The organism is Segatella copri, assembly GCF_949820605.1.
Classification (GTDB): Bacteria; Bacteroidota; Bacteroidia; order Bacteroidales; family Bacteroidaceae; genus Prevotella.
On the sequence record NZ_CATKVU010000001.1, the window covers coordinates 1 to 24,755 of the forward strand.

A 24,755-nucleotide genomic window follows, 5' to 3' on the forward strand; every position below is an offset into this window, starting at 1 on the left:
AAGCGTCTCCGCGTTTATACCTTGCATAATTCAAAAAAAGCAGTAACAGCTGATTAAACTAATGCTGTTACTGCTTTTTCCATCGGTCAGGAAGTAAGTTTCTATATTTTTCCAATGGGGTATTGGGTTGCCATTCTGCAGTCTTTTCTATTACGTCGCATATGTATTCAAACAGATTAATGCCATTCAGCCTGCATGAGATGGCGATGGAATATAGGATAGCCGCCCGGCTTGCTCCTTCGTGCGAACCAAAGAACATTGAGTTTCTTCTTGATAGTGATATGTACCTCTGGATTCTCTCAATATAGTTGTTATCGAGAGCCGTATCACCTCTTTTGAAGATGTCACAAATGGCATTATATTCATTAAGGGCATAACCGACCGCCTGCGCCAAGGTAGACTTGGGCAGCAAATCCTTCCTGGAAGATATTTCCTCCAGTTTCTCCAATAAATCCTGTAAAATGTCCGGTGCATATGACTGCCGATAGGCTAGATGGTCTTCAACGGTCCATCCATTTACCCCAACCTTATGTTTTTTGTCTTCTCGATAAAATCTGTTGAGGATATCTACGACTTCCTGAGCATCCTTGTCTTCCTTGCCGCAGTCGATGAAATCTCTCTTGACATGCTGTAGGCAGGCGATTCTCATAATGTCAGGATAAGCATCCGACTCCAGTTTCCGGTAAGGAGCATATGCATCACTCTGTATGGTACCTTTATAATCAGAGAATACGTTAAGTATGACCTGCTCTGAGCGTGATCCATCCTCATATACGAAGAAGACAAGTCCCAGTTTAGGCGCACTTACAGCCCAGAAGTAGCCTTTCTTCGACCCCTTGTCCGCAGGCTTTGTCTTGGCTAACAGTACTTTATGGTATGTCTCGTCCGCCGAGACATAATCCTGCTGCAACACTACTTGGCAGATAGCCTTATAGAAGTTTTCCAGTACATCGGCACTTCTGGCAATCAGCTTGTTTGCCGTGGTTTTCCTTAACGTAAACCCATTGTCGGCAAAGTATTTGATGATTCGCTCTACCGGCATGGAATAGATGTATCGCATCTGCAGGAGTCCTGCTGCAAAGGAAGGTGAATAGGAAGAATTCAACAACAGAGCCGGCGGAGTTTTCCCCGGATACATGATACTTCTATCAGTATAAGTGTTGATGTGATACACGGTCTTGATGAATTTGATGGGTTCCATGCTGTAACGTATACAGGTACGAGTTCCGAAGAGACGCAACGTCTTCAAAAGCCCTGCATCCATGACTGGATCTATCGTAACATGCACCTCTTTCATCTCGTAATGCATGTCACGCTTGGCACCGTTGTTTTTGCGTGCCTTTCTCTTTTCGGCCTGCTCTGTTTTCTTCTTGTCAAATTCCTCCTGCGTCATCGAGGCTTGTGGATTCTTTTCCTGACGTTCGGACTTCTTGCCTGAAACGAGCTTGCCGAGTGCCTTGTTCTGACGATTCGCTTTGTCAATGGCGATTCCTTTCTGGACGAGTAGTTCTTCTAATGACTTTATACGTTCAATGAGTTCGTTGACCTGTGCAGTCAACGAACTCACCGTAGCATTAGCTTGCTGAAGCTGTTCGTTTGCAAGCTGAAGCTGTTCCTTCAAAAGTACTATAATTTCGTCCTTTTTCATAGTGCAAAGGTACGAAAAAATATCGAGACATGCAAGGATTTTCAGATATTTATTTTTACTATCTTACTGATATACAACCTATTAAACACAACCTTACACACCTACAGATTAAGCCGTTTTCGATATCTCATACTTTTCAGGCAAATTCCGCTCATGATGGCAGATAGCGTCTTGTAAGGCATTTTGCATTGTTTGCTTTGGGAATCAAAGAATGGCAATTCAAAGGTTCCTCGCTCCAGTCGCTTCTGGTACAGCAGGAAACCGTCGCCATCCCATTTGATTCCTAAGACATAGCCAAATTTTTGAGCAATTTTTTGTGTTAATAAATATAAAAGAGGCGTTTTGAAGCATACAGGCACTAAAATATCGGTAGCAGAAATGGTCAAAAATGATTTTTCTGTTACAAATCAACACGGAACTCGTTCTTTTAATAGCGTGTGGCTAGATTCCTAATTAGTTATCCGTGTTTGTGTCTTTACAAGACTCTAAATGGCAGTAGCACAGACTGCTATAGTTCACTTGTTTCGGACTTATGATATTGCAAGTTTTTCATTGCTGCTCTTTGAATCCAACGGTTCCCATTTTCTGTTCTGCTTACCTATGGCGAACATTCTGAGAACAAGTTTGAACTTAACGGCATTCAATGCCTTGCGTTTAGTGTCTGAATCTTGCTTACCTCCTAATTTACGGTTATAAAATGATTGTAACTCTGCATCATATTGTACAGCAACTGTGGCCGCCATGGATAGATCCGCTTTCGCCTGACCATCACAGCGTGCTGAAGGTCGGGGACGCCATCTCACACTGGTGCCTGAAGTGTGGGAGTGCGGTGCCACGCCGACATAACTGGCATATTGCCTTGCTGTTTCAAATGCGGTAAAGTTTCGGGTAATGACAATGACATTTATGGCATTGACGAAGCCGACTCCTGGTATTGTCAGAAGATTCTTGTAAGTAGCCAAAAGGCTATCGTCTGTAGCCAGCAACTTCTGCTCTTCCAACTCGATGTTATCAATGTCACGGCTGAATTTCTTGATGTAGCCATCATATAACTGGGCATCTTCCTTTGTGGTGCACAGCTGTCTTCTGTTCATGAAGCATGTACGCTGTTCCACCAGGAACTTACGCTCATTCATCAGTGCCTTGAGTCTCTGCATGGTCTTGTCAGGCATTTTATAAGGCTTGACACATTCGGTACCATTATAGCGATAGAGAAAGTCTGCAATCTTGGCAGAGTCAATCTTGTCGCTCTTGTCCTTGGGTTCCATGGGATAATGCTTTACCACATGGGTGGAGAGCATGCAGAACTGATAGTTCCTGGCATTAAGAAACTTCTCCAGTTCCATGGAATAGCTGCCGGTGAACTCCATTCCAAAGAGACAGTTCGAGAGAACCACATGATTCTTCTTGAGCCATGTGCACATTTCGCCAAATCCCTTGCGGGAATTGTTGAATACATCGTGAGAAAAGTCCTTAATTGGGGCTTCTTCACAGAAAATTGATACGTCAATGACATTTTTTGAGATGTCGATGCCGATAAATGATTTATTTTTCATACCTTTGTACCGCATTTTGCAGGAAGGAGCTCTCTATGTCAGGGTAAGCCACATCTTTTAAAAGCTTCCACGGCTAATTCCCTAAACGGCACTTGACCTGGCATTTCAGGCTGGGGAGACTAGATCAGGGAAAGGTCTTTGTCTAAGACAAAATAGTTCACTACCCCCGTCCGGAGTTCCTTCCATTTCAGATGCTCCGGCAAAGGTAGTGAAAAAAACGCAGACAAAAGACTTAGTCGGGAAATAGTTATGCTCTAAGAAGTGCGATAGTTCACTTTTGCTGCATTTTAGTTCTTATATGCATCTGTCTCCACATATGGTGTTCCACGCTTTATCACGGCAAACATACGAAGGACTAGCTTGAACTTGATGGCATTGAGTACGATGCCACCGCATTTTTCCTTTCTCTTGCGTATCCAATAGTCTCTTATTGAAGGATTGTTCCTTATGGCGGAAAGGACAGCTATGGATAAGTCTGCCTTGGCTTCAGAAAAGCCTTTCTTGGAAACACCCGTTTTCTTTCTTACTGAGGTACCAGATTCCTTTTTAAAAGGGGCTATTCCTATGTAACAGGCATATTTGCGAGGATTGCTGATTGCAGTGAAATTTTCCGTCAATACAATGGTTTCCAACGCTATGATGCGACCAATGCCAGGAATGGAGGTCAGCAGATTGTAATTCTTTCTGATGCTTGTATCTTCATTCATGTAGCTGTCAATCTCCTTGTCTATTGCTTTCTGGTTTTCCTGCATGTTCTTCAGCAGGAGTTTCTTGCGTTCAACGGATAAGTCTGTGTCGTATGCGCAGATATCATGAAGCTGTTGCTTGTAAAGAACAGACTGTTTGGTGTTCTGCTTACGCTCAGCCAGCAATCTCTTCAACTTGAAATAGACAGATGAAGGAAGTTTGGAGGGATTGCGAAGAATCTTCTTGTGGTTCTGCTCACAATAGATTGCTATTCTGAAAGCATCCAGTTCATCAGTCTTGATACGGTCTAGAGAGCGCTGGTCATCATCCAAGTCTGGCTCGAAGCGATGCATTTTGCGAGGTTCCACCATACCATAGATATATTCTTTGGATTCCAGCCATAATCTGAAGTTTTGATTATAAAGTCCAGTATATTCCATACAGAACAAAAAGGTAGCAAAGTCTTTTCCTACCTTTGCAACCCAGGAGCCAATCTTTTTGAATCCAGCATCATCATTGCTCACCTGAATATGGGCATTCTTCCAATCGATGGCTTCACCATCATAATAAGCAAGGTCGAGAGTCTTCTTGGAGACATCTACGCCAAAATACAGTTCTTTATCCATATTATTAACATTTTAATATTAAATGGATACAAGAAAACATTTGGCTTGGCGAAGGACTGAGTCAAATGATAGTGATATTCTAGAGCATTTTATAGTTCACCTTAACACCCGTTAACCAATTCGTTTAAACTTGTTTCCGAGTGCAAAGGTAAAAGAGCATTTTTACCTGCTGGCGGTTCTTTGAGAAGAAGATGAAGACGGCACCACCGAGTGGCGGCAGCTCCATCTCCGTCCTCACAATCTGGTACAGGCCATTTATGCCCATGTTCATTCGGACATATCGCTGGCAGACGTAATACTGGGTATTTTCGTTTAGTCCAAACATAGCATATCCTCCTTTTCATAAAGTTTCATCAGATGCATGACAGATTTGGCGCTACCTTTCTTGATGGTGACTATCGTTCCATTTGGGAAGGTTAGGGTTATGCCAAAAAGATAGTTCTCTGGACAGACGGGTTCGGATGGCATTTCCATGGGAAGGAACATCATCCCAGTGTCCTTGGCTATTGCCTCGGAACATTCCTTACGGGCTTCGGCCTGAAGCAGACGGATCTGCTGTTTGGCTAACCTAACGGAATAACCTTTCTCTGACATCCATCTATGCATCGAGCGATGGTTTACATGCCGTTCCTTTAAAAAAGGAATCAAACTGGCTTTTGGATTATGATTCAAATGAATCTGGAAGGCATTCCATGCCCTCTCATAACGTTCTGTTGCTCTCATAATTTCATTGCTTTTAAAATTATGGTGCAAAGGTAAGAACTTTTACGATAAAGGGCAAGGTATAAACGCGGAGCCGCTTACAAAGAAGAGTTGTGAAATAACTTTGTTTACGACAATCTATATTATATATATGTCGCAATCTAATTCAAAATTTTATTTTTACTTATAATTTTGTCGCATCTATTTTCTAATCGGATACCATGTTTTTTACGCTCAGAACTCAAATTACCCTATTGATTTTCAATTAGTTATAGAATGACTTCCTGCTTTTTGAACTCATTGTTTCTAGATTTTATAATTTTGTCTTGTCTTTTAGAGGTTAAAAAAATGTAATTTACGACTCTTTTAAGAGGATTGTCGCAGAAATTATGTATTTTTGTGCCCAAAATTAAAATCATACAGCCATGGCTAAAGCGAAGAAAAAGGAAGAAATTGAGGAGGTCGTTGCAGAGGTAATACCTTCTGGCGATGAAGGAGGCAAGATTGCTAAGAAGAAATCTGGGCGTCCTAAGAAAGTTGATGGATTGATTCTGGCAGAAAATCCACACTATTTTATTTCTCAGCCAAACGATGTTACTCAGGCAATCAGCAATCTTTCTGCAGTTGAGAGAAATTGTTGGTTGCAGATTCTTCGTGGTATACAGAAAAACAAGGATCTTCCAGATGGACATCCAGAGAAGTATCAGCTTACCCTGACTCGTAGCCAGCTGCTTGAATGTGTATCCGGGCATAGCTCAAACTTGGATTATGCCTTCAATGCATTAAAGAACATTACTGATTCAAAGAAGGTCTTTCATTCCAAAGACGGTCACCGCATTTATGCTGGTTTATTGTCGTATGTGGATGAGCATCCTGATCAAGAGACCTACACTGTGGGTATTACTCCAGTACTCCTCCCCTACTTCACCAACCTCTCATCTGAATTTACTGTCTTTGACATGTATATTGAGATGAGCTTCAAGAGTGTGTACTCACAACGCTTCTATGAATTCTGCTGTCAGTATCGCAACAAGGAAGACAAGATCTTCTTCATGACCGTTCATGATATCAAGAAGATGTTCAACCTTCTAGAAATTAAGGATGAAAAGGGCAACATTATCCAGAAAGAACAGTATAAAAACGGTTCTGATTTCAAGAAACGAGTGCTTGACAAGGCTAAGAACGACATCAGGAAACTCTACGAAAAGGGACTTTGTGACGTTTGTTTTGATTATAAGGTTAAGAGCAAGAACTCCAGAGGTGCTGTTACTGCCTACTATTTTATCATAGAAACAAATGGTAATACTGCAAGACTTGGTGCAAAGAAGCCGGTTACACCAACACAGATTAAGATTCTGTCAGAAGGTTATGGTGCAAAACTGACCAAGATCATCACCCAGATCAACACCTTCCTTCGTGCGCATTTCAGAGTTGAGCAGTCCAGCTATTATATCACTGCCATCAGCAAATCTGTTTCTACAGTTGACTCGCAGTCAGAAAGAATTGAAATTCTAGAGAAAATTGCCAAGCAGCTGAAGAAAATAGCCTTGAGATATAGTAAAGATGATTTTGATACTAACGAGAGAAAAATCTGTGGTTCAGTATGCAAGATGCTCTATGAAGATTATGGAGTTCCGTATATGAATGGAAAGCCAGGTAAGGGAGTACAAGGTAGATTGTTTGACGATTAATACATAAAATTATGGTGAAAATAATATCTAGTTTCAATTCATCTATTCCATCTGTGCGCAAAGTGAAGAATTGGTTGCAAACTGACCCACATCACATTTGGCATGGTAGAGATAGGTTGGTTGTATTCTTCATCCTGGCTGGCGATGAAGCTGCCACTGCATTCATTCCACTAGAAGAAGTTGACTTCTCGGAACAGGATGAAGGCCTGAGAATGATTTTAGAATCTACTCATCATGAGGAAATGGAGAAAAGGAATTATTATCAGCAAGTGTATTTCAAGCTCAATGCTCATCTCGATGCTCTGGATGACCTGAATATTCAGCTTACCTCTACTTCTAAAGATGAGGATTTAGACTATTATAATCAAATTGCTGATAGCATCCATGAGCAGCATGAGAAGTTGATGAATTTTATCAATGATGTTTTTGTATGGAGAGACAGGAAGAATATGGGGGCCTATCTTGGTGAGATCCCATCTGTTGAAATCTCTGAGGAAGAATAGTATATACGGGGCATGTCTTCAGCAAGGCATGCCCTTTCTCGTTGTATTTTGTCCTCTCCCCTTCCCTATTCTGTAACATATTTCCGGCATTTTCCTTTGCCTCTTACTTGCTAATACCTGGATATTTTCACATCTATATCATTCTTGATTGAACGCTATCATTAAAAGTTTGTATGTTTGAAAGTTTGTAAGCACATTTACATGTAGGTTACCTTACTTGATTGTAGTATAATGTAAATTGCTGATCTATAGAATTATATCTTATTTGCAGGTTTCCAAACATGTTTGAAAATAAATAAAAATGTTCGCCATACTTTATTATTTATTGTATTTTAGAATCCATTTTGTTCAGAGCATGGGAATTAGTTTCTCCCCTACCCTACATGCTTATAGTATTAGCAACGTGGCGATAGGTTACCATGAGACATAGATGATTTGTGACTGCCGTAACACGAATTTGTATCAGATGCTGTTATTAATTATAGTTGGATAGACTTAACTGTCATAGTTGTATAAGATACCTGCTACCCCACCCCATCAATAATCTATCTTACATACTTTTGTTATTCTTTACTATCTTATTTTGTATTGAGCTTTCCAAATCTTTTCACCTGATGATATGTTCTCTTTTACTTTCTATATTTGTTTGAAAGTTTGAAAACCTACAAACTAGTATGTTTGTATTTTTGTATTGCGTTTTTTAATACATTAATATATAGATATATAGCTATAGTATATGTTTACAGGTATGTTTGAAAACAAAATAAACTGAAAAAGTGAAAACCCGTACGCAAACGTATTTCATTTGTCACTCTTCCATTTTTTTTGAATCTCTATTTATCATTGTGCCCTCTCCTTCTTTCTTTTTCAAGAAATATTGTTTGCTCGTTTAATTGCAAGTTTGTCTGGTTGATTCTTGTTCTTTTGATCTCAAACATTCTTGTTTCTTTGTATTCTAGTTATTATGTATCTTGGTTAACATGCTGTTTTGTTTATATGATTTTTAGTATGTTTTATTATCCGTATTGCTGCCTGATTTTCATTATATTGTTGACTTTGTGAAAAATTTCTTGAATGTTTGAAAAATATGTATTTTGTGAAGCTGTTTACTTCTAAACATGAAAAACCGAAAACATGTTTACTTGAAAGATATAAAGTCAGAATACGGGTTATCATATTATTATCTCTTTTATACAATATCTTTTGTTTACATGTATGTTTGTAAACTCAAAAACATAAATATTTGTATTAGAATCGTTTTATCCTGGTTTAGTCTGTTAACTGTTGCATGAGCTTAATTGGGTATCTATTTTGTATGTTTGAAAACATGTTTCTTTGAATCCTTGTTTAAATTCATGATACCCTATGACTTTTATTTATTCCTGTTTACTTTCTCATATTTACTAATATATTCCTATTTTACTGAACTCTTTGTATGTTTGAAAACAAATATGTTTGAAAGAATGAATCTTTGAAAGTTAGAATTAGTTTTTCTGGTGTTTCTTTGAGCTGTTAACTTACTGATATGTAAGTTATTAATATATTTGTAATATTGCTTACATGAATACATGTATGTTTGTATACGTGTATTTACTATTATATATTATTGGGTTTTAGGTTGTTTTATTTTACTATTTGTAATGTACTTTATCACTTTAGATTCTTTGTTTCTTTTTAGTTTTGATCATACTTTTTGTTTGTATGTTTGGACGTTTGATTGTTTGTGTGTTTGAATATTTGAAACTTGCAGGTGTATCAAATGTCCTTATTTCTTTTTTATGTGTTTGTAAACATGTATGTTTGGTTACATGTTCCTTTGTTTTCTATAACTTTTTACATTCCTGTTTTATCTGTTAGCTTGCTTACATGAATACATGTAACTTTGTATGTTTGATTGTTTGGTTCTTTGCAAACCGATAATTACGTATATATGATTATCTGTATGTTTGATTCCAATTAAACAAAGTCTTTTGTTTTTTTACACTGCTTCCTTTGAAAACTAGCTTACATTTTTTCTTTGGTTGTTTGATTGTTTGATAGTCGGCAAACTATGTATAATGTAAACGTGTATGATTGAAAGCAAACCTGTTTGCATTTAGCATTTCGGTTCATTACCTTTGTGATGCATTTCATATTTACTATCTTTTTTGTAAGACCGCAACCATGTATGTTAGAATTTGGTCGTGAATTCTTTCGGTGGTTGGCCAGAGAGAGTGTCTGAGGGTGACGAACAATGCCATCAAACGTTCACTCGGTTGGTCTTTCTATCAGACGCTTTGCAAAGATTATCATTTTTGGGGAGAATTTACATTTTTCATTCAATAATTTGTTTTATAATCTTTTTGATGACTTGAACATGGATCCATGTTTTTTTCGTAAGTTGGTATTCCTGAATGTTTCCTAACAGTTTTATCCTGGTGTTGCTTGATTTTGTTTGGTATTGCTATCATCAATTATCTGCTATCTCCTTTTCTTTCCTTATCTGATCTTTGTATGTTACTTTTGAGAGGTATGTTTCTTGTTGATGTTAATAGAGTGGAGTAGGGATGTAGGTGTTTCCGTCTGGAACTACTATCAGCTCTACTTTTCTTTATAGTGTTGCTTAACTGTCCCTTTTACTTTTTTATACTCAGTTCGTTTATGTTTGAAAGTTATTATATTTGACTGTTTGTAAAACCGTAAGCCGAAAAACATAAAAACATGTATGTTTGAAAACCTTTTTAATTGCTTTTTATAAACGTTTGATTAATAGTATGATATAAGTTGTTTGATGCTTGCAAACTTATATGTACACAAACATGTTTGCAAAATATTATGTTTGAAAACAAACTTTTTTGCGATTTCTCTTGTTTATTTTAATTATTTAATGTATCTTTGCACCATAAATTAATAATTAAAAGTCAAAGATATGGAAAATAGACTGAAAATGATCTTGGCTATCGTCAATAATAAGGGTGGCGTTGGCAAAACGACTACAGTGCAAAATCTTGCAGCTGGTATGCTCCGAAAGGATAAGAATCTAAGAATCCTTGAGATAGACTTGGATCCTCAGTGTAACTTAACCCTTTTGAACCATGCTCCAGAAGGTTGTGCTACTGTTTTTGATTCTATGATTGCTTGTAAGGGTCTTCCTATATACAAGTCTAAGATAGGTGTGTATTATGTTCCAGGTTCTGCAAAAATGCAGGATGTGGATCCTTTCCTTCAGAATACCGGATCTCCTCGTCAAGTGTTAGGAGCTTGCATCAGCAGTCCTTGCATAGATTTTACCGGTGAAGGTATCACTGATCCTATAGATTTCTTTGACTATATCTTCATTGATTGCCCTCCAGCATTGTCTCAGTCAACTTACAATGCTATGGTTGTTGCCAGTCATTTGCTTATACCAGTTCAGATGGAAGGACTTTCTGTGAATGGTTTGGCTGCCATTCTTGGAGCATTGAATGAGGTAAAAAATGGCAGATTTGCCTTGAATAAAGATCTTGAATTATTAGGTCTGTTACCTGTAATGCTGGATGAGAGACCTCGCATTGTCCGTCAGGCGCTGGGTTTTCTTAAAGAGATATATGGTGATAAGGTCTTGTCGCATGGTATTCGACGTTGCATCAAGGTAAATGAAGCGCAGACAGAGCTGACTGACCTGTTCTCATATTCACCTTATTGTACAGCAGCAAATGACTACTCTTTAGTAATTAAAGAATTGTTTAATCTATAAATATTTAGAATTATGGCAGGAAAGGATTTTCGCGCAGCGTTTAGTAATATGAATCAGGCAGTACGTCCTGGTAATGAACAGCCTGTTGTTAAGAAACAGAAGATGTCTCTTGCAGAGAAAAGAGCCACTATGCATGGTGTTCAGACTTATTTGTCTGATGAAGATTATGAGCAGCTTATGCTTACTAAGATTAAGACAAAAAAGAGTTGTGAAGAGATATTACGTGATGCTTTAAAGCAGTATATTCAGGCATTTAAGTAAAATGTCTGCTAAGAGATAGGGTTGGCCATTGACTGAGATTGTTGGATCTTAGGCAATGGCTTTTTTTTGTCTTAAGCTGTACTGATGTTTCCTTGTTTTATTCTAATGTAAACAGATTTAACTTTTTATACTATTGCGTTGTTTGTCTATGTATTATATCTATAGGTAATTTTGCTATCGATATAAAACCTCGTGCTTTTTCTGTCTGACTTACCTGTCATCAGTTGCTTTTTGACGTGCAAAGGTATGGCAGGCTTGTCAGATACCAAACACCACATTTCTGCTATCTGCAGAGAATCTTTTCAAGCAGCCTTCCACAATCAGAGATTGGGTATTCCAGAAAAGATTCTCTACAGATTGTTGGGTGTTCTGACTTCTTGAGCCTTCCATCTTTTAAGCACGTAAAAAGGCAAAGTGATGACGGGTATGCCGTTACAGACACATTCCATCGTGCGTTCAATGAATGGAAAGACAATTGTGTTTACATTACTGAACTTGTTATGGTGTTGAATCATAAGATTGCCCAGTGGTATGAAAAAAACATGGAGCTAGCCAAACTTTACGATAAGTATTATCATGCAGCAGCTTGTTACGCAGAGGATAATCTCAAAGGGGCTAAGCTACAGTATTATTATAGGGTGACAGATTAAAGAAGGAAACGGCAAGGCTAACCACCTTGCCACAACTTTTTCAACATGGCTGACATTTTAGATGATGAAATTTTGGAGTTGGAAGGTCTTTTTGCATCAGACCACTCAAGTATGAGAAATCGGCATATAGAGTTTGCCAGACGTGATTATGTAAAGCTCAAGCAGTTGGGGTATGTCCGTGCTCCTTCTGAACTTAAACTCAATGAGTATCTTTGGGTTGACGTACTTTCCTACTTGCAACCACGCACTCAAGTAGAGAAGATTGAGGAAAACCTGGAAATTAGAATATTGCAGCATCCCAATGGATTGTGGACATATGGGGTTTTTGTAAGCTATGGAACCAGGGGATGGTCTTTCTTGCCAGGTCTTTTTACCGGTCTTTTTCGTTCCGAGAATGAGGCGCATGATACGGCTATCAATAGCCTGGTCAGATTTCTACAGGAAGACAAGAAAGCAGCTAAACTTGTGAAGAAGTTAAAGGGGCGGCTTTCTGGTACCCTGCAGTTGGACTTGTTTGCTGGTTTTGTCTTTTAGCAGGGAGTGGGGGAGAGGCTCTATCTAGGGTTTCTTCCCCTCGGTTCGGTTGCTTTCTTAGGGCGCAGCCGTCCGTCATAACAGGAGGTTATATCGGATAAATAGGTATCGCAGATGCTTGCCTGATGGCTGATTCTTTATATCTATATTTTTTTGAGAAGTTTGGAGAGTTGCAATGGGGGTAGGCTACCTTCTAACAGATAGGTAGGAGGTCCTGCAGGCGATATGAAAGAATCTGCTTCCTCTTCCTTTTGCTTCACTTTTTTGAAGATGGTGGCTTGTTTTTGGAAGGTGGTAGTCCTTTGCCATCCTTGTGACAGGTCTCTTTTGTTTGGATGTCACCTCCTTTCGCTTGCCTTCCTTGATGGAGGAGTGGCTGGTCATCGTAGGGTGGGGACTCGAAGGCCTGGTTGAAAGAGGTTTAGATTGTCTCTATTTTCTCAGTGATGTTGATGGATACGCCGGGATTTGGCAGGGCTGCTGTTCTCTAAGTTTGGTTGTTGGAATGCGTCCTTTTTGATTCCTACTACTTTTCTTGTTTCCTGGAGTAGCGTCCATTCATTTATCTTCATCTTATCATATCTATTTGCGAGGGGGAATTTGGAATGTGAATCTGTTCATTCCTTTAATGGGTCAGTTTTAGGGCTTGTTTTGTATGCTTTTTGGATTTTTGACTTACAGAAAGGTTAAAAAGTATGCAAAAAACAGAAAATCTTCATGATAGTTGAAATTATCTGAAAATAAATGTGTATTTTTGTACCTATAAATATAAGTATAATACAATATAAAGCTGAATAAAGCGTATAACTTATATTATAGTATAATTTAAAATGAGAAATTATGGTTGATTATTACGAGTATTCTATACCAGAATTGGTAAAGCTTCTTGGTGCAAGATTCAAGGATTACCGTCTGCGTAGCCATATGACGCAGAAAGAGGTATCTGAACAATCGGGTATTACAATCACAACCATTCATAAGTTTGAGAATGGTACATCTGGCAATGTTTCACTCGGCACATTTCTTTTGCTGCTGAAGGCGATAGGGCAGATAGATGCCCTTGATGAACTGATGCCGGATTTACCGCCATCTGCGTACCTGATGAAAGAAGAAAAGAAAGTTCAACGAATAAAACATAAGAAGTCATGATAGCTAGTTCATTAAAAATAATGCTTTGGGACAAGGAAATCGGTCGCTTGTTCTGGGATGCAAGGAGAGGGGTTTCGTTTTTTGAGTACAATCCTGCTTTTCTTGGTGGGAGGCTTGATCCGTTCCCTCTGGTGGCTTCTGTCAAGTCACCTGCCAGCCGTCGTCCCATCATGGGTGACAGGGAAACGAAGCTTTACCGCAAACTGCCTCCTTTTCTTGCTGATTCTTTACCTGATGCTTGGGGTAATCAGGTGTTTGAGTGTTGGCGCATACAGAATGGCATTCGCAATCAGGAAATAACTCCGCTTGAAATTTTGTCCTTCATTGGTAAGCGTGGTATGGGAGCATTGGAGTTTATTCCTGAATCATCCGGCATTAGAAAGTCGGAAAAGCTGAATATGAAGTTGTTGACGGATTTGGCTCAGAGAATATTCTTGGAGCGTGAGAATGTGAAGCTGTTGCCAGATGAATCGCTGACCATGCAGTCGTTGATAGCTGTAGGTACTTCGGCAGGCGGTCGCCAACCGAAGGCTATCATCGCAATCAATCCGGAAACCGGAGAAATCAGAAGCGGTCAGATTGCCGGTCACAAGGGCTTTGATTATTGCATCCTGAAGTTTGGTGATGCAGAGCGTTCTTCTGCAGAACTGGAAATGGCCTATTACAAGATGGCTAGGGCTGCAGGCATAAGCATGATGCCTTGCAGGATTATTGAGATCGAAGGTCAGAAGCATTTCATTACCCATCGTTTTGATCGTGATGAGGAACGTAAATTACACATGCAGACATTGGCGGCTCTATACCCTGATGCCGACAGCTATGAAAAGTTGCTGATGGTTTGTCGAAAGATGCGTCTGCCTGAAAGTACTCAGGAGGAAGTTTTCCGCAGGATGATATTCAATATTCTTGCCAACAACACTGATGATCACAACAAGAACTTCTCTTTTCTGATGGATGAAAGTGGAAAATGGCAACTTTCTCCTGCATACGATATGACCTATATCTTCAATACAGGTGGCTTTCTTCCTGAGAAGATGCATTGTATGATGATGCAGGGGAAGCTTCAAGGTCAGACTCTTGAAGATGCTTTGGCTCTCGGCAAGGAAAATGGTATCAGGAAGGCTGAAAGTATCATAGGTGAGGTTGCCTCTGCTATCCGCCAATTTAGACACTTTGCTGAGGAGTGCGAAGTTAGCCAGCGTTGGATAGGTGCTGTAGAAACCACCCTTAACCAGCATCTGGCAGAGTGGGGATTGCTCGAACGGAGAAAGAATGTTGCATTCAGAATTGGCGAAACTCTTTTTGAAAAGGTACGTGTAGAAAAGACATACAAAGGTAATTATCATCTTTTGTGTGAAGTGGACGGGAAAGAACGCAAGTTCGTGATTACCGGAAAGAAAGAAGAATATGCGTTGATTGATAGGGTTGGTACGGAAAATCTAACTGATGAGCAATTGTATTCGTTGGTTGAAACCTTCTTTGTAGGATAAAAGACATTATTATATTTATTAAGGAGAGCGGCCTTTGGGTCCTCTTTTTTTGTCATCTATTCAAGACTACCTATCAGAAGGATGGCAAGGACCATCATGTGATTAAACTTATTGCCACCAGCCTCTCAGAGGTAGAGAAGCAAAAGAAGGAGGAGGCAGCTTAGCCTCCTTTCCTATATCTGCCATGTTTATCTTTCCAAGGCTATCTTTTAGGTAGTCTTGGATTGATGGTACTTGGGGGATGGTATTATATCTACTTTTCGATGGATTCGCATATTTTCAAGGGGTTTCTTTGTCTATCTGTTTTGTTGATATCTATGGTTTGGTAAATGCCAAAAATCGGCTTTCCTATCAAATTTTAAAGTGGATGGAATATAGAGCTTTAGAAATGAACCATTATGAACCGTTTTTCTGAATCTCGATGTAAATGATGCAAGAAAATTGTAACTGTCTGATAATCGGAATGGTAGAGAAATGCACTTCATACGCCTCTCAACTTAAAAACAGAATATCTTGGTGAAAATCAATATTTTAACATTTGTAATTTGTGTGTTTACATTTTTTTTAGTATTTTTGCAACGTATTTCTGTGTTTCTCATAGAGAGATGCAGGAGAGTGTGAAGAGTTAAAAACTTATAATATGGCTTTCGCCGTAAGCAGAATGTTTATGAAGTACAATTTGCTAAACACTAGCCTGTTCGCATCATGTATGTGTAAGGTTGAAAGACATAAAAGTATTGAAGATTAGTGGAAGTTAGTCTATTGGTTTTTCAATGCTGTGATACATTTCACAACCCCAATAACTCGGGAAGAGGCATCTTTTCAGGGGAAGCCGAAATATGTCTTGCAACCAAATCAGGTTGGATATTTAGTTACACTTTTTAACTCTTCCCTTGCGTTTACAATTCAAATTCAAAATCCTGTATGTGGTTTATAGTCAAGACTGATGTTTTTTCAGAGCAGCAATCCATAGATTTTCTGCGTGAAAAATACAATCATATCATCACCGACTTCTATTTTCCTTTAGGAAGAAAAACCTACAAGAACGAAAATGGAGAAGTGAAGGTACGCTTCGTGCCGGTCTTGCAGGGAATGTTCTTCATCAGAGTGCAGAATGAAAGGCGTTTGAAGAAGGTTCTCTCTCCATATGGCTACTTTATGTACAAGGGTTTTGAAATGGAACCGCATACTTCCGAACTGGTAGAACGCACCTTCTTTACCAAGGCGCATATTCTAACTGCCGACAGCAAGCAGATGTCATTGGATGAAATAGTAAGACAGTCAAAAATCCCTGATGAGGATATGGAGACTTTTGTCTATTTCAATGACAGAATAGGCGATGACATCAATGGATTGAGTATCGTCGAAAAGCGTTACAGCGACTTGGTCAAGGAGAATGACACCATCCGCATCCTCTCCGGGCCTCTGGCTGGTCGGGTTGGCGTAATCAAGCAAATCAAGCATAAGGGTAAGAAAGATCGTCATCTTTTGGTGCGCTTTGGAAACAACTACTGTCTCAGTATCTCCAATATCCGCCAGTATGCCTTGCAGATAGAGCATGAGGCTCCTTCTGAATCCGTGGGTGCATGGCGGGCTATTGACCAGATGATCGGTTATCTGCAGATGAAGGAACCTTCGAAAAATGCGGGGGATCTATTACGCAAGCTCTTCATGAATTATCAGAAGAAATTGACCATATATCACAACCGTCAAACTTCTGATATCGCCTACAGTAAGATGATGGCAAACAGGAAGGATGTCCAGCAACAGGAGGTGCTTGAAAATTTAGATGAATCGATGTGGAAGAACTTCCGCATCCTGGCCAACTACCTCCCTTGTGATAATGCAACCCTCGAACAGGGATTGAAGGAACTGATTCCAGATGTCGTTCTCCGTCCGTTTCTCACGCCTGCTTCAGGCATTGCTATTCCTGAGGGACAAGGTTACCATGTATTACAGCATAATGGAATTACGGAATTCATCTTTCCATGCAACCTTCGGGAATTCTTCAGGGGCAAGGAATATGAGGCAGACAAATATGCACCGGTCTTTGATGAGGACTATGAGTATGATGCTCATTTTGCACTCTTGAAGACTGTAGAAGGCAAGGTAAAGGCTATCTGTTCATGGGGGGGCTTCTATGACAATTATGCTTCTCAAAGTAAAGATGAAAGGGCTCTGTTCCTTTCAGACCTGGAAGCAAAGAAATATCCCCGTTTGCTCTACCTGCTTACACAAAGCGACTATCGGTTTGAAAAGATCGATGGAATCGGGGGCTTTTCGCTAGAGACAGGTATTGAATACCCTGATGATATGGAGGAGTTGGGGAGAAGAGCTCATGAGTTCTTCACTCTTCATTCATCTCTCTTCACTTCCCTCACCGCAGCAGCCGTAGAAGTATGGCAGGGAGCGCGTCTTCTGATTTGGCGTAAGTATCTCCAGCGCTACGTCTTGCTTCATAAGGTGCCTGTCATCGACCAGCCTTCTGTCATCACTGTTGATTCCAAGCAGGAAGATGCATTTGCAAAGACTGACGGCAAATCGGATATGACAAAGATAGCCGCAGTTTTGAATGATGCGAAGGAAATCATAGAGAACCATCTGGCAAAGGAAGAAATTGCGTATGCTATATTACGGTTCCTTTCCACCTCATTGGTATTCTCTTCCCATTTTGCAGAAGATGAACTATATAATTATATCACAGACTCATTCCATCCGGACAACACGCTTTCTGAGTTGTTCCATAAAATTGTAGGGAAAATCACTCAGATGGATCGCTGCTGTTCAATAGTCAGCCATCTTCATAAAGGAATGGTAGAGTTGCAGGAACAAGATTCGTGGATATACTTCAAGTTTCCATCCTATCTCAAGCAGATTCAGGCGATAGATAAGATGGTAAAAAAATAAAGTAGAATTAAAAATTAATATTATGCAGAAACTGAAACTGGTAATTCTTAGAAAAATTGAATCCAAATTCAAAGATTCTAAGTATGTGGCAGATATTGTGAAAATCAATGATGAGACAGGTTGTGGCGGTCTTCATGGCTATACTGACATCAACGACCCCGCCCTTGATGAATACCGTGATTGGATCAATTTCCATATTCGGATGATGGAGAGCATGAACGCCAGTAAGATGACCCTGACTGTTGGTGAGAATGTTGAACTCTGAAATCAAATTACATATGTAAGCAACCCCTATTTTGGCGGTTTGAGACAGAGGCACTTTTAGTTAAACCTGTTTAAAAATCGAAAAAGTTCAAATTCTTAAAATACTCTGTATCCCCAGTAAACACTGGGGATGGAGTTGTATTGCCATAGGGGTTGGATGCTTACGTTAATCAAGGCGGTGTCGAGCAGCCCAGCTTCCAGCATCCAGACACGGACACTCCTTTGGAGTAGTCCCAGGCAAGTCCCGATGGCCCACAATCTTCGCTTTCGGAAAGAGAATCTTCAGATTCCTGAAAAGGTCAATGAGTCTCGTTTCCTGCTCAGTGGTCATGGTGTTGCAAGGCTTGCCTTACTCATCGAGCCCTCCCTCATGAGGGTGTGTCATAAGTCTGTGGCGCACCCCTTTTTATTTTTTGCCTTTTCACAGATACGAAATCTTTAAAAAACATTTTTATTTACAACAAAGCCCAAACTTTCACAAGCTCGGGCTTTGCCTTTCCGCAAAAGATTTGTATCTTTGCAGAAAACTTCTTTAAGTATGGCAAAGATACAAATAAAATCTGAAACTCGGCACGAATTGAGCTTTTTTCCTAACTCTTTCGATGATTATGTGCCAAAAGACAGCAAAGTTCGTATGGTGGATCGTATTGTTCGCAGTATGGACATCAACCCTCTCATGGATACCTATGATGGGATTGGTGCTCCTCCTTACAGTCCGAAGATGCTTCTAAGTTTAGTTGTTTTTGCCTATATCAATGGCGTTTATTCCTGTCGTGGCATAGCGGACGCACTTAAATACGATGTTCGCTATATGTGGATTTGTGGAGGTAAGCAATTATCTTTCGCAACAATCAACCGCTTTAGATCCCATCATATGATTAAATGCATCGACTTTTATTTTGATGCAGTCGTCTCCATATTGGCTGAAAAGGGCGTGATTAGTCTGGAGGAACAATATGTTGATGGCACTAAGATAGAGTCGAAAGCAAACAAGTACACGTTTGTATGGAAGAAGACTGTGGAAAAGAACAGGGCTAAGCTCTTGGAAAAGACCTCTGCTGCATTGGCTCAGATAAAAGAACAAATTCGCCTGAATGGCGGGAGTGACATTAAGGAAGAAGACAGCGAGCCAGCCACTTCCGCCAAGGATGTAGAGAGAAGTGCACGTTTGTGTGAGAGGCAAGCTAAGAACCTTCCTAAGGCAAAGCTTACAGGAAGAGAGAAGCAAAAGCTAAATACTCAGATAGATCACTTGTTCAAAGCCTCGGACAAACTGCGCGAGTATGAAAAATCACTGGATATACTGGGCGAGAGAAACAGTTACTCCAAGACTGATCCCGATGCGACCTTCATGCGCCTCAAGGAAGATGCCATGAACAATGGGCAGACAAAGCCTGCCTATAACCTTCAAATTGCGACAGAGAATCAATATTGGACGAATTTCGCCCTTTATCCCAATCCAACAGACACCCTGACCTTCAAGCCTTTTTTGGATAAGTACAAGAAAAGATATGGAAAGCAATCCAAGAGCGTCACCGCAGACTCAGGGTATGGTTCGGAGGAGAACTACGAGTACCTAGAGATGGAAGAGATGATGGGTTATGTAAAGTACAACTGGTTTCACAAGGAACAGCATAAGCCTTTCAAGGAGGATGCCTTCAACCAAGCGAACTTCTACTACAACAGGGATGATGACTATTATGTCTGCCCCATGGGACAACACATGGAACCTTGTGGACAACGGCAAACGAAAAGTGACTCCGGCTATGTGTCTGTCATTACATTATATAGAGCACAACGATGTGATGGATGTCCGCTTGGAAGTCTCTGCAAGAAATCCAAAGGCAACAGAACCATATATGTCAACCATAAACTGAATGCATATAAAAAGGAAGCCTTCCTGCTACTAACGTCTGAAGAGGGCTTGAAACACAGAAGCCAGCGACCGATAGAGCCGGAAGCTGTATTTGGGCAGATGAAGGCAGATATGCATTATAAGCGATTCAGGCATTTCGGAAAGGACAAAGTTTACATGGACATAGGGTTGTTCGGTATAGGATTCAATTTGAAGAAATATTTGGGGATAAAACGATAAAACTCAATTTGGACAGTTTTACCGTCTGGGACAATTATGCCCTTTTGTGAGCTTTGGGGCTGTTTTGTTATCGATAAAACAAGAAAAGTAAAGTTTCTATACAATATAATAAGATTCCCTTTGTGAAGAAAGACTACGATTCAACTAGAAGATACAGAAACACACAAAAAAAAGGGTGCGTCACAGACTTATGACACACCCTCATAAGGTCTGGCATGAGCCCCCACCTCCAGCAGCTTACGGTGCTGCGTCATCGTACCATCCTTACGGATGTAGAAGTGGTAGCCGATGTCATAAAACCCACGAGCCTTATGGTCACGGCGCAGCTGTTCCACACTATAGTCCTGATTGCATCGGCTAGCCGAGCAATGCAGTACTAGAAATCTCACAGAGTCGGCAGACATCATGTTCTTGCCGTCTTCAACTCCGGCGAGGAGTCTACGCTCAGAGCGCACCTTCCCCCCGCCAATGTTCATTGGAAATGTATCTTTCGTCATAGGAATAATTCAACATTCAACACTCAACATTCAACACTTAACATTGCTATAAGGCACTCGCGCACGAGCTTACTCCCAGTGCCGTGAGAGCAGCAATCAGCGCCTGTACGATGGCATTCACGATTTGAGTCCAGGAAATCTTGTGTGGATTTGATTCAGAGTTAGAACGAAACATTTTCATAATCAGTAAAATTTAAATGAAACAATAAATTATCAGAGTTTAGCAGTGCCTCCCTTTCAGAGAGGTAAGGCACTGCCAGAGTTGGAGACTATTCCAATCCGCCACCATTGTCGGAACCAGTTCCGCCAGCCTCGGTGCCGGAACCGCCGCCAGTACTCTCGCCGCCTGTGGTCTTATCCTTCTTCTCTTCACCGTACTTGACGAGTTCGATGGAATCAGGAATCAGGTTGTAGAGACGAGTACCATTCTGCAACTTGGTGAAAGAAGGACGGAAGGCAGGAACGAGACTCTTGACGAGTTTAGCGTTCGCCTTACTCTCATCTTCTACGGCTTTGCCGGTAATGAAGCGGATGAAGAGCTTGCCGAATCCAAGCAACTCGATGTCGTAACCCTTCTTCAGGTTCTCCTTCACGTAGTAAGCATAGCGGTCGAGTACCGCCTTTACGTCTGCAGGAGTAGCTGTAGACTCCACTGCGATTTGGTTAGCAACCTCCTCGGTGGTCAAGGTTCCGTAACTGTAAGGTCTAACAGAAAAGAGTGTCTGACCCTTCTTCTCACCCATGTTAATGGTCTTCTTAGCAACTTTGTAGCTTTTACTCATAATTTAAAACATTTAAGAAATTAATACTAAAGTTCAGTCATCGTCAGTCCAAAGAGATTTGCAATCCCGTTTGTTCTGATTGACGTTGCAAAGATACAACATTGGCGAGGCGAAAACAAATGCCTTCACTGACGTTCACCATCTGTTTACTGCTCATTCACTATACGTTCACTTTTAATAAAAATCATAGCAATGGAAGATACCAGCAAGGCAAATATCGTCTTTAATATCTCTGGCGGTAACAACCAGATTCTGCCCAATGCTATCAAGGCTGAGCAAAACTTTTATGGCGACAAGTACATAGAGGAGATGATGAAGGCGAAGACCACAAGTCAAGAGCCTGTTCTCTCACCCGAAACAACCCGTCTCTCCTTATATATTAATAATGTGGAAGCATTAGCAGAATATGTAGCCAAGCTCTCTGCATGCATCAATGCCAAGGAATTGGCTCAGGTGGTGATGGATATGGTGAATGATACAGATGTAAAGGTTGACCAAGATATTATGGTGAAGCAGGAGTTCATCGAAGTCTTACAGCCCTTGGCTCCTCAGGTTGCTACAGGCATCAGTAATATCCGCAAGTATATCAATGAAGCTTGGTATAAGTGGAAATGATCACCAATGAAGTAGCGTGAGGAAAAATACTGACAAAAGGCACTTTTACGCACTCCATAATTTCAGAATTTTCAATGAATCCAAATTCGTTTTGTAGAATTGAAAATATGTTGAGGCTTGTTAAGTGGTTGATAATCAGTAGTGTATAAAAATTGAAAAATATACTTGGTCTCTTGAAAATCTATAGTTGTACGACTATGACCCCTATAGTTGTACGACTATAACTCCAGAGTTGTACAACTATAGCATGTATAGTCGTACAACTGTAGCTTTACAGTCGTACAACTATAGGATTTTCAACTCGCAAAACTTGCGGATTATGGTCAATTGCTGCTGAAAATTGGCTTTTATTGATTCTAGATGGTTAATTTAGTATGGAGGATAAATATTTATACATGATACGAAAGGCACAGGAGTTCATGAATGAGAATCACTTTGCCGACGTCTCCCGTGTGCAATGTCTGCTACGCAAGATGATGTCCAAGGAGTATCATGGCCTCATCGATCAAATCAAGGAGTGTCAGGATCCCCATGCTATCTTCAATATTCATGGCGGAAACAATCTCATTGCGCCCACTGCCAGCCAGGCAGAGCAAAAATTGGTGGAGAAACCTGCTGACGAGATAAAAAAAGATAAGGAATAATCAAGAAAGAAGACCGAGATGCTGAACGATTTCGATTCACCATTCGATATCACCGTAGATCTCTACAAGTAATTGGGCGGAGTTGAAAAAACACCCCCAAAAATTTGGTAGTTTCACGGAAAACCCTTATTTTTGCACCTAAAAAAGGAGATACAATTATGAATACAGCTACATATACATTAGATGTCCCTGCAACCGATATTTCTCTTTTCAAATCATTGATTAAGAAATTCGGGTGGGTTGCCAAAAAGCAAAAAGCCCCTAAGGCTTGTAGATTAGACAAGGCATTAGAAGCTGCAAAGAATGAAAAACTCTTTGCTACTAATGATTTGGATGAATTAATGAAGAGTCTTGCTGAATGATGAAATATACAGTTAAGTATTCAACTTTGTTTAAAAAGTCATTTAAAAAATGTATGAAACGAGGTTGCTCTGAGGGTAAATTTCGTAAAGTCATTTCTATTTTGGCAGAAACTGGAACTTTACCACCAGAATATAAACCACATCCTTTAAAGTCAAACTATAAAGGGTGTATGGAATGTCATATTACTTCCGATTGGCTTTTAGTTTGGAAACAAAATGATAAAGAATTGATTCTGATTTTAACCGATACAGGTACACATAGTGACATTTTTGGCTGGTAGCCCACTAATATGAGTTATCTGAGTAAAATGTTATAGAAAGTTATAGCAAAGTGGTCCCATCCCGCACAACATGGCGAAGACCGCTTTGGTCCGCCAACCTTAGAGCGAAGCGGTTCTGAGCACCGGAGGGCGGTTACATCCCTAATCCCTATGGTAGGGATTTAGGGCTTGGGTATAGGGTAAGAACCCCCTCTTCGCAAGAGTGGGACAGGGGAGTCGAAACAAAACTGTAAGCATCCAACCCCTATTTTGGCGGTTTGAACAATAAGTGCTACCTTTGCGCCATGTTTAACATTAAATGTTATAAGTATGGCAATAAGTAGTAAAGATCTTGAAAGCCTGTGGCAACGCTATAAAGCGGAGGCGGTACCAGCAGGCATTTCGGTAAATCAATTTTTCGAATCCAATGGAGTTCCTTATCATGTATTTGAAAAGTGGTACAAGAAGAAGTTCCAGGCTCCAAATGTTGTGGAGTGTGTTGTTGCAGGTGCGCCAGATTCAACAAGTGCAGTTCCAACACCATCCAAACAGGGTAATCCTTCAGCCGGTTTATCTCCAGCTCCGACCGAGGATGCCGTTGTCATCAAGTATGTCAATCTTGGACTTAGCAATGGTATGAAGATAGAGCATCATAATTTGAGCTATTCTGGTCTTCAAAGTTTCATCTCTAAACTTCAAGCCTTATGTTTAGCTTAAATGGTGCCGTAAAATATAAGTATATTCCCAACTATCAGGATATGCGTGGAGGTTATGACAAGCTTTGTGGAGTGATACGCTCTTTGGGCGAAGATCCAGAGGATGGCACCGCTTACGTGTTTACTTCCAAGGATCAAAAGATAGTAAAGATCATCAGACATGAACATAATGAGTGTCAGATGTATTATCAGAAGTTTGACAAGAACATGAGTTTTGTCCGTCTAGAGTTTGAAGGTGTCCTTCCAATTTATGTGTTGGAGTGGAAGTATCTAGTGGCTATGCTTTCATGCCCTGTTGTAAAAAGCATAGGTCCAATAGAGCTAAAATGCTATGAGGAAGCAGCTTGATGTCGAAAATGATAGTTAATTTTCTAAAAATACGTATTCGTTTTTTGGGGTAA

General features: G+C 40.2%; 25 protein-coding genes and 1 pseudogene. 16 read left to right on the top strand and 10 right to left on the bottom strand.

From position 1 onward, the window contains the following. Window positions 1-67: 67 nt before the first annotated feature. The 6 genes from tnpC to RCO84_RS00025 form a co-directional block, all read right to left on the bottom strand. The gene (gene tnpC, locus RCO84_RS00005) at window positions 68-1,648 is read right to left on the bottom strand and encodes an IS66 family transposase (RefSeq protein WP_317583330.1); all 1,581 of its coding nucleotides are present in this window, start codon (window positions 1,646-1,648) and stop codon (window positions 68-70) included. Between the two features lie 101 nt (window positions 1,649-1,749). Beyond that, the gene (gene tnpB / locus RCO84_RS16905; RefSeq protein ID WP_373690109.1) at window positions 1,750-2,007 is read right to left on the bottom strand and encodes an IS66 family insertion sequence element accessory protein TnpB; all 258 of its coding nucleotides are present in this window, start codon (window positions 2,005-2,007) and stop codon (window positions 1,750-1,752) included. Between the two features lie 171 nt (window positions 2,008-2,178). Beyond that, window positions 2,179-3,204 carry an IS110 family transposase gene (locus tag RCO84_RS00010; protein ID WP_264957586.1) on the bottom strand — a complete coding sequence of 342 codons (1,026 nt, stop codon included), beginning with the start codon at window positions 3,202-3,204 and terminating at the stop codon, window positions 2,179-2,181. Window positions 3,205-3,491: 287 nt separating this feature from the next. Beyond that, window positions 3,492-4,517, bottom strand: a complete 1,026-nt coding sequence (locus RCO84_RS00015; RefSeq protein WP_287851789.1) for an IS110 family transposase — start codon at window positions 4,515-4,517, stop codon at window positions 3,492-3,494. Window positions 4,518-4,641: 124 nt separating this feature from the next. Further along, on the bottom strand, window positions 4,642-4,842 hold the full coding sequence (gene tnpB, locus RCO84_RS00020) for an IS66 family insertion sequence element accessory protein TnpB (RefSeq protein ID WP_144155435.1): 201 nt from the start codon (window positions 4,840-4,842) through the stop codon (window positions 4,642-4,644). Next, window positions 4,830-5,240: a hypothetical protein gene (locus RCO84_RS00025; protein ID WP_117588064.1), complete on the bottom strand. Its 411-nt coding sequence runs from the start codon at window positions 5,238-5,240 to the stop codon at window positions 4,830-4,832. The genes tnpB (RCO84_RS00020) and RCO84_RS00025 overlap by 13 nt, the downstream gene beginning before the upstream one ends. A 404-nt stretch (window positions 5,241-5,644) precedes the next feature. Between RCO84_RS00025 and RCO84_RS00030 the strand changes: the two genes are divergently transcribed. From RCO84_RS00030 to RCO84_RS00045, 4 genes are all read left to right on the top strand, one after another. After that, window positions 5,645-6,910 carry a replication initiation protein gene (locus RCO84_RS00030; protein ID WP_317583331.1) on the top strand — a complete coding sequence of 422 codons (1,266 nt, stop codon included), beginning with the start codon at window positions 5,645-5,647 and terminating at the stop codon, window positions 6,908-6,910. A gap of 11 nt (window positions 6,911-6,921) precedes the next feature. Further along, window positions 6,922-7,413 (top strand): hypothetical protein, encoded by a 492-nt coding sequence (locus tag RCO84_RS00035; protein ID WP_317583332.1) that lies wholly within the window; start codon window positions 6,922-6,924, stop codon window positions 7,411-7,413. Between the two features lie 2,908 nt (window positions 7,414-10,321). Continuing rightward, window positions 10,322-11,128 (top strand): ParA family protein, encoded by an 807-nt coding sequence (locus RCO84_RS00040; protein ID WP_317583334.1) that lies wholly within the window; start codon window positions 10,322-10,324, stop codon window positions 11,126-11,128. 12 nt (window positions 11,129-11,140) lie between these two features. Continuing rightward, on the top strand, window positions 11,141-11,389 hold the full coding sequence (locus RCO84_RS00045) for a hypothetical protein (RefSeq protein ID WP_144152575.1): 249 nt from the start codon (window positions 11,141-11,143) through the stop codon (window positions 11,387-11,389). Window positions 11,390-11,647: 258 nt separating this feature from the next. Here the strand turns inward: RCO84_RS00045 and RCO84_RS00050 are convergent, their stop codons facing one another. Further along, complete coding sequence (locus RCO84_RS00050; protein ID WP_264902793.1) at window positions 11,648-11,779, bottom strand: hypothetical protein; 132 nt, start codon at window positions 11,777-11,779, stop codon at window positions 11,648-11,650. Window positions 11,780-12,084: 305 nt separating this feature from the next. On the opposite strand from RCO84_RS00050, the gene RCO84_RS00055 reads away from it, so the two are divergent. The 6 genes from RCO84_RS00055 to RCO84_RS00080 all read left to right on the top strand — a co-directional run bounded on the left by RCO84_RS00055 (window position 12,085) and on the right by RCO84_RS00080 (window position 20,478). Continuing rightward, a complete protein-coding gene (locus RCO84_RS00055) occupies window positions 12,085-12,573 on the top strand; it encodes a hypothetical protein (protein WP_317583337.1) in 489 nt (162 codons plus the stop codon). 840 nt (window positions 12,574-13,413) lie between these two features. Then, the gene (locus tag RCO84_RS00060; RefSeq protein WP_317583339.1) at window positions 13,414-13,722 is read left to right on the top strand and encodes a helix-turn-helix domain-containing protein; all 309 of its coding nucleotides are present in this window, start codon (window positions 13,414-13,416) and stop codon (window positions 13,720-13,722) included. After that, window positions 13,719-15,212, top strand: coding sequence for a type II toxin-antitoxin system HipA family toxin (locus RCO84_RS00065; RefSeq protein WP_317583341.1), 1,494 nt, complete (start codon window positions 13,719-13,721; stop codon window positions 15,210-15,212). The genes RCO84_RS00060 and RCO84_RS00065 overlap by 4 nt, the downstream gene beginning before the upstream one ends. A gap of 924 nt (window positions 15,213-16,136) precedes the next feature. Then, window positions 16,137-18,119: a hypothetical protein gene (locus RCO84_RS00070; RefSeq protein ID WP_287589384.1), complete on the top strand. Its 1,983-nt coding sequence runs from the start codon at window positions 16,137-16,139 to the stop codon at window positions 18,117-18,119. A 22-nt stretch (window positions 18,120-18,141) separates the two neighbouring features. After that, window positions 18,142-18,384, top strand: coding sequence for a hypothetical protein (locus RCO84_RS00075; protein ID WP_144152583.1), 243 nt, complete (start codon window positions 18,142-18,144; stop codon window positions 18,382-18,384). Between the two features lie 537 nt (window positions 18,385-18,921). Continuing rightward, complete coding sequence (locus RCO84_RS00080) at window positions 18,922-20,478, top strand: IS1182 family transposase (protein WP_317583344.1); 1,557 nt, start codon at window positions 18,922-18,924, stop codon at window positions 20,476-20,478. Window positions 20,479-20,669: 191 nt separating this feature from the next. On the opposite strand, the pseudogene RCO84_RS00085 reads toward RCO84_RS00080, so the two are convergent. The 3 genes and pseudogenes from RCO84_RS00085 to RCO84_RS00095 form a co-directional block, all read right to left on the bottom strand. Next, window positions 20,670-20,975 (bottom strand): annotated as a pseudogene (locus RCO84_RS00085) (N-acetylmuramoyl-L-alanine amidase); the annotation flags it as partial. Between the two features lie 46 nt (window positions 20,976-21,021). Further along, on the bottom strand, window positions 21,022-21,156 hold the full coding sequence (locus RCO84_RS00090; RefSeq protein WP_186292239.1) for a smalltalk protein: 135 nt from the start codon (window positions 21,154-21,156) through the stop codon (window positions 21,022-21,024). Between the two features lie 88 nt (window positions 21,157-21,244). Then, window positions 21,245-21,757 carry an HU family DNA-binding protein gene (locus RCO84_RS00095; protein WP_317583346.1) on the bottom strand — a complete coding sequence of 171 codons (513 nt, stop codon included), beginning with the start codon at window positions 21,755-21,757 and terminating at the stop codon, window positions 21,245-21,247. 192 nt (window positions 21,758-21,949) lie between these two features. Between RCO84_RS00095 and RCO84_RS00100 the strand changes: the two genes are divergently transcribed. From RCO84_RS00100 to tnpB (RCO84_RS00125), 6 genes are all read left to right on the top strand, one after another. Next, complete coding sequence (locus RCO84_RS00100) at window positions 21,950-22,372, top strand: hypothetical protein (RefSeq protein WP_317583348.1); 423 nt, start codon at window positions 21,950-21,952, stop codon at window positions 22,370-22,372. A 395-nt stretch (window positions 22,373-22,767) separates the two neighbouring features. Continuing rightward, a complete protein-coding gene (locus RCO84_RS00105) occupies window positions 22,768-23,016 on the top strand; it encodes a transcription-repair coupling factor (protein ID WP_228115233.1) in 249 nt (82 codons plus the stop codon). A gap of 158 nt (window positions 23,017-23,174) precedes the next feature. Next, complete coding sequence (locus RCO84_RS00110; protein WP_117695734.1) at window positions 23,175-23,378, top strand: hypothetical protein; 204 nt, start codon at window positions 23,175-23,177, stop codon at window positions 23,376-23,378. Further along, a complete protein-coding gene (locus RCO84_RS00115) occupies window positions 23,378-23,659 on the top strand; it encodes a type II toxin-antitoxin system YafQ family toxin (protein ID WP_117695740.1) in 282 nt (93 codons plus the stop codon). The genes RCO84_RS00110 and RCO84_RS00115 overlap by 1 nt, the downstream gene beginning before the upstream one ends. A gap of 309 nt (window positions 23,660-23,968) precedes the next feature. Beyond that, complete coding sequence (locus tag RCO84_RS00120; protein WP_154480917.1) at window positions 23,969-24,355, top strand: hypothetical protein; 387 nt, start codon at window positions 23,969-23,971, stop codon at window positions 24,353-24,355. Continuing rightward, the gene (tnpB, locus tag RCO84_RS00125) at window positions 24,343-24,702 is read left to right on the top strand and encodes an IS66 family insertion sequence element accessory protein TnpB (protein ID WP_117587742.1); all 360 of its coding nucleotides are present in this window, start codon (window positions 24,343-24,345) and stop codon (window positions 24,700-24,702) included. Before RCO84_RS00120 ends, tnpB (RCO84_RS00125) begins: the two co-directional genes overlap by 13 nt. Window positions 24,703-24,755: the final 53 nt, after the last annotated feature.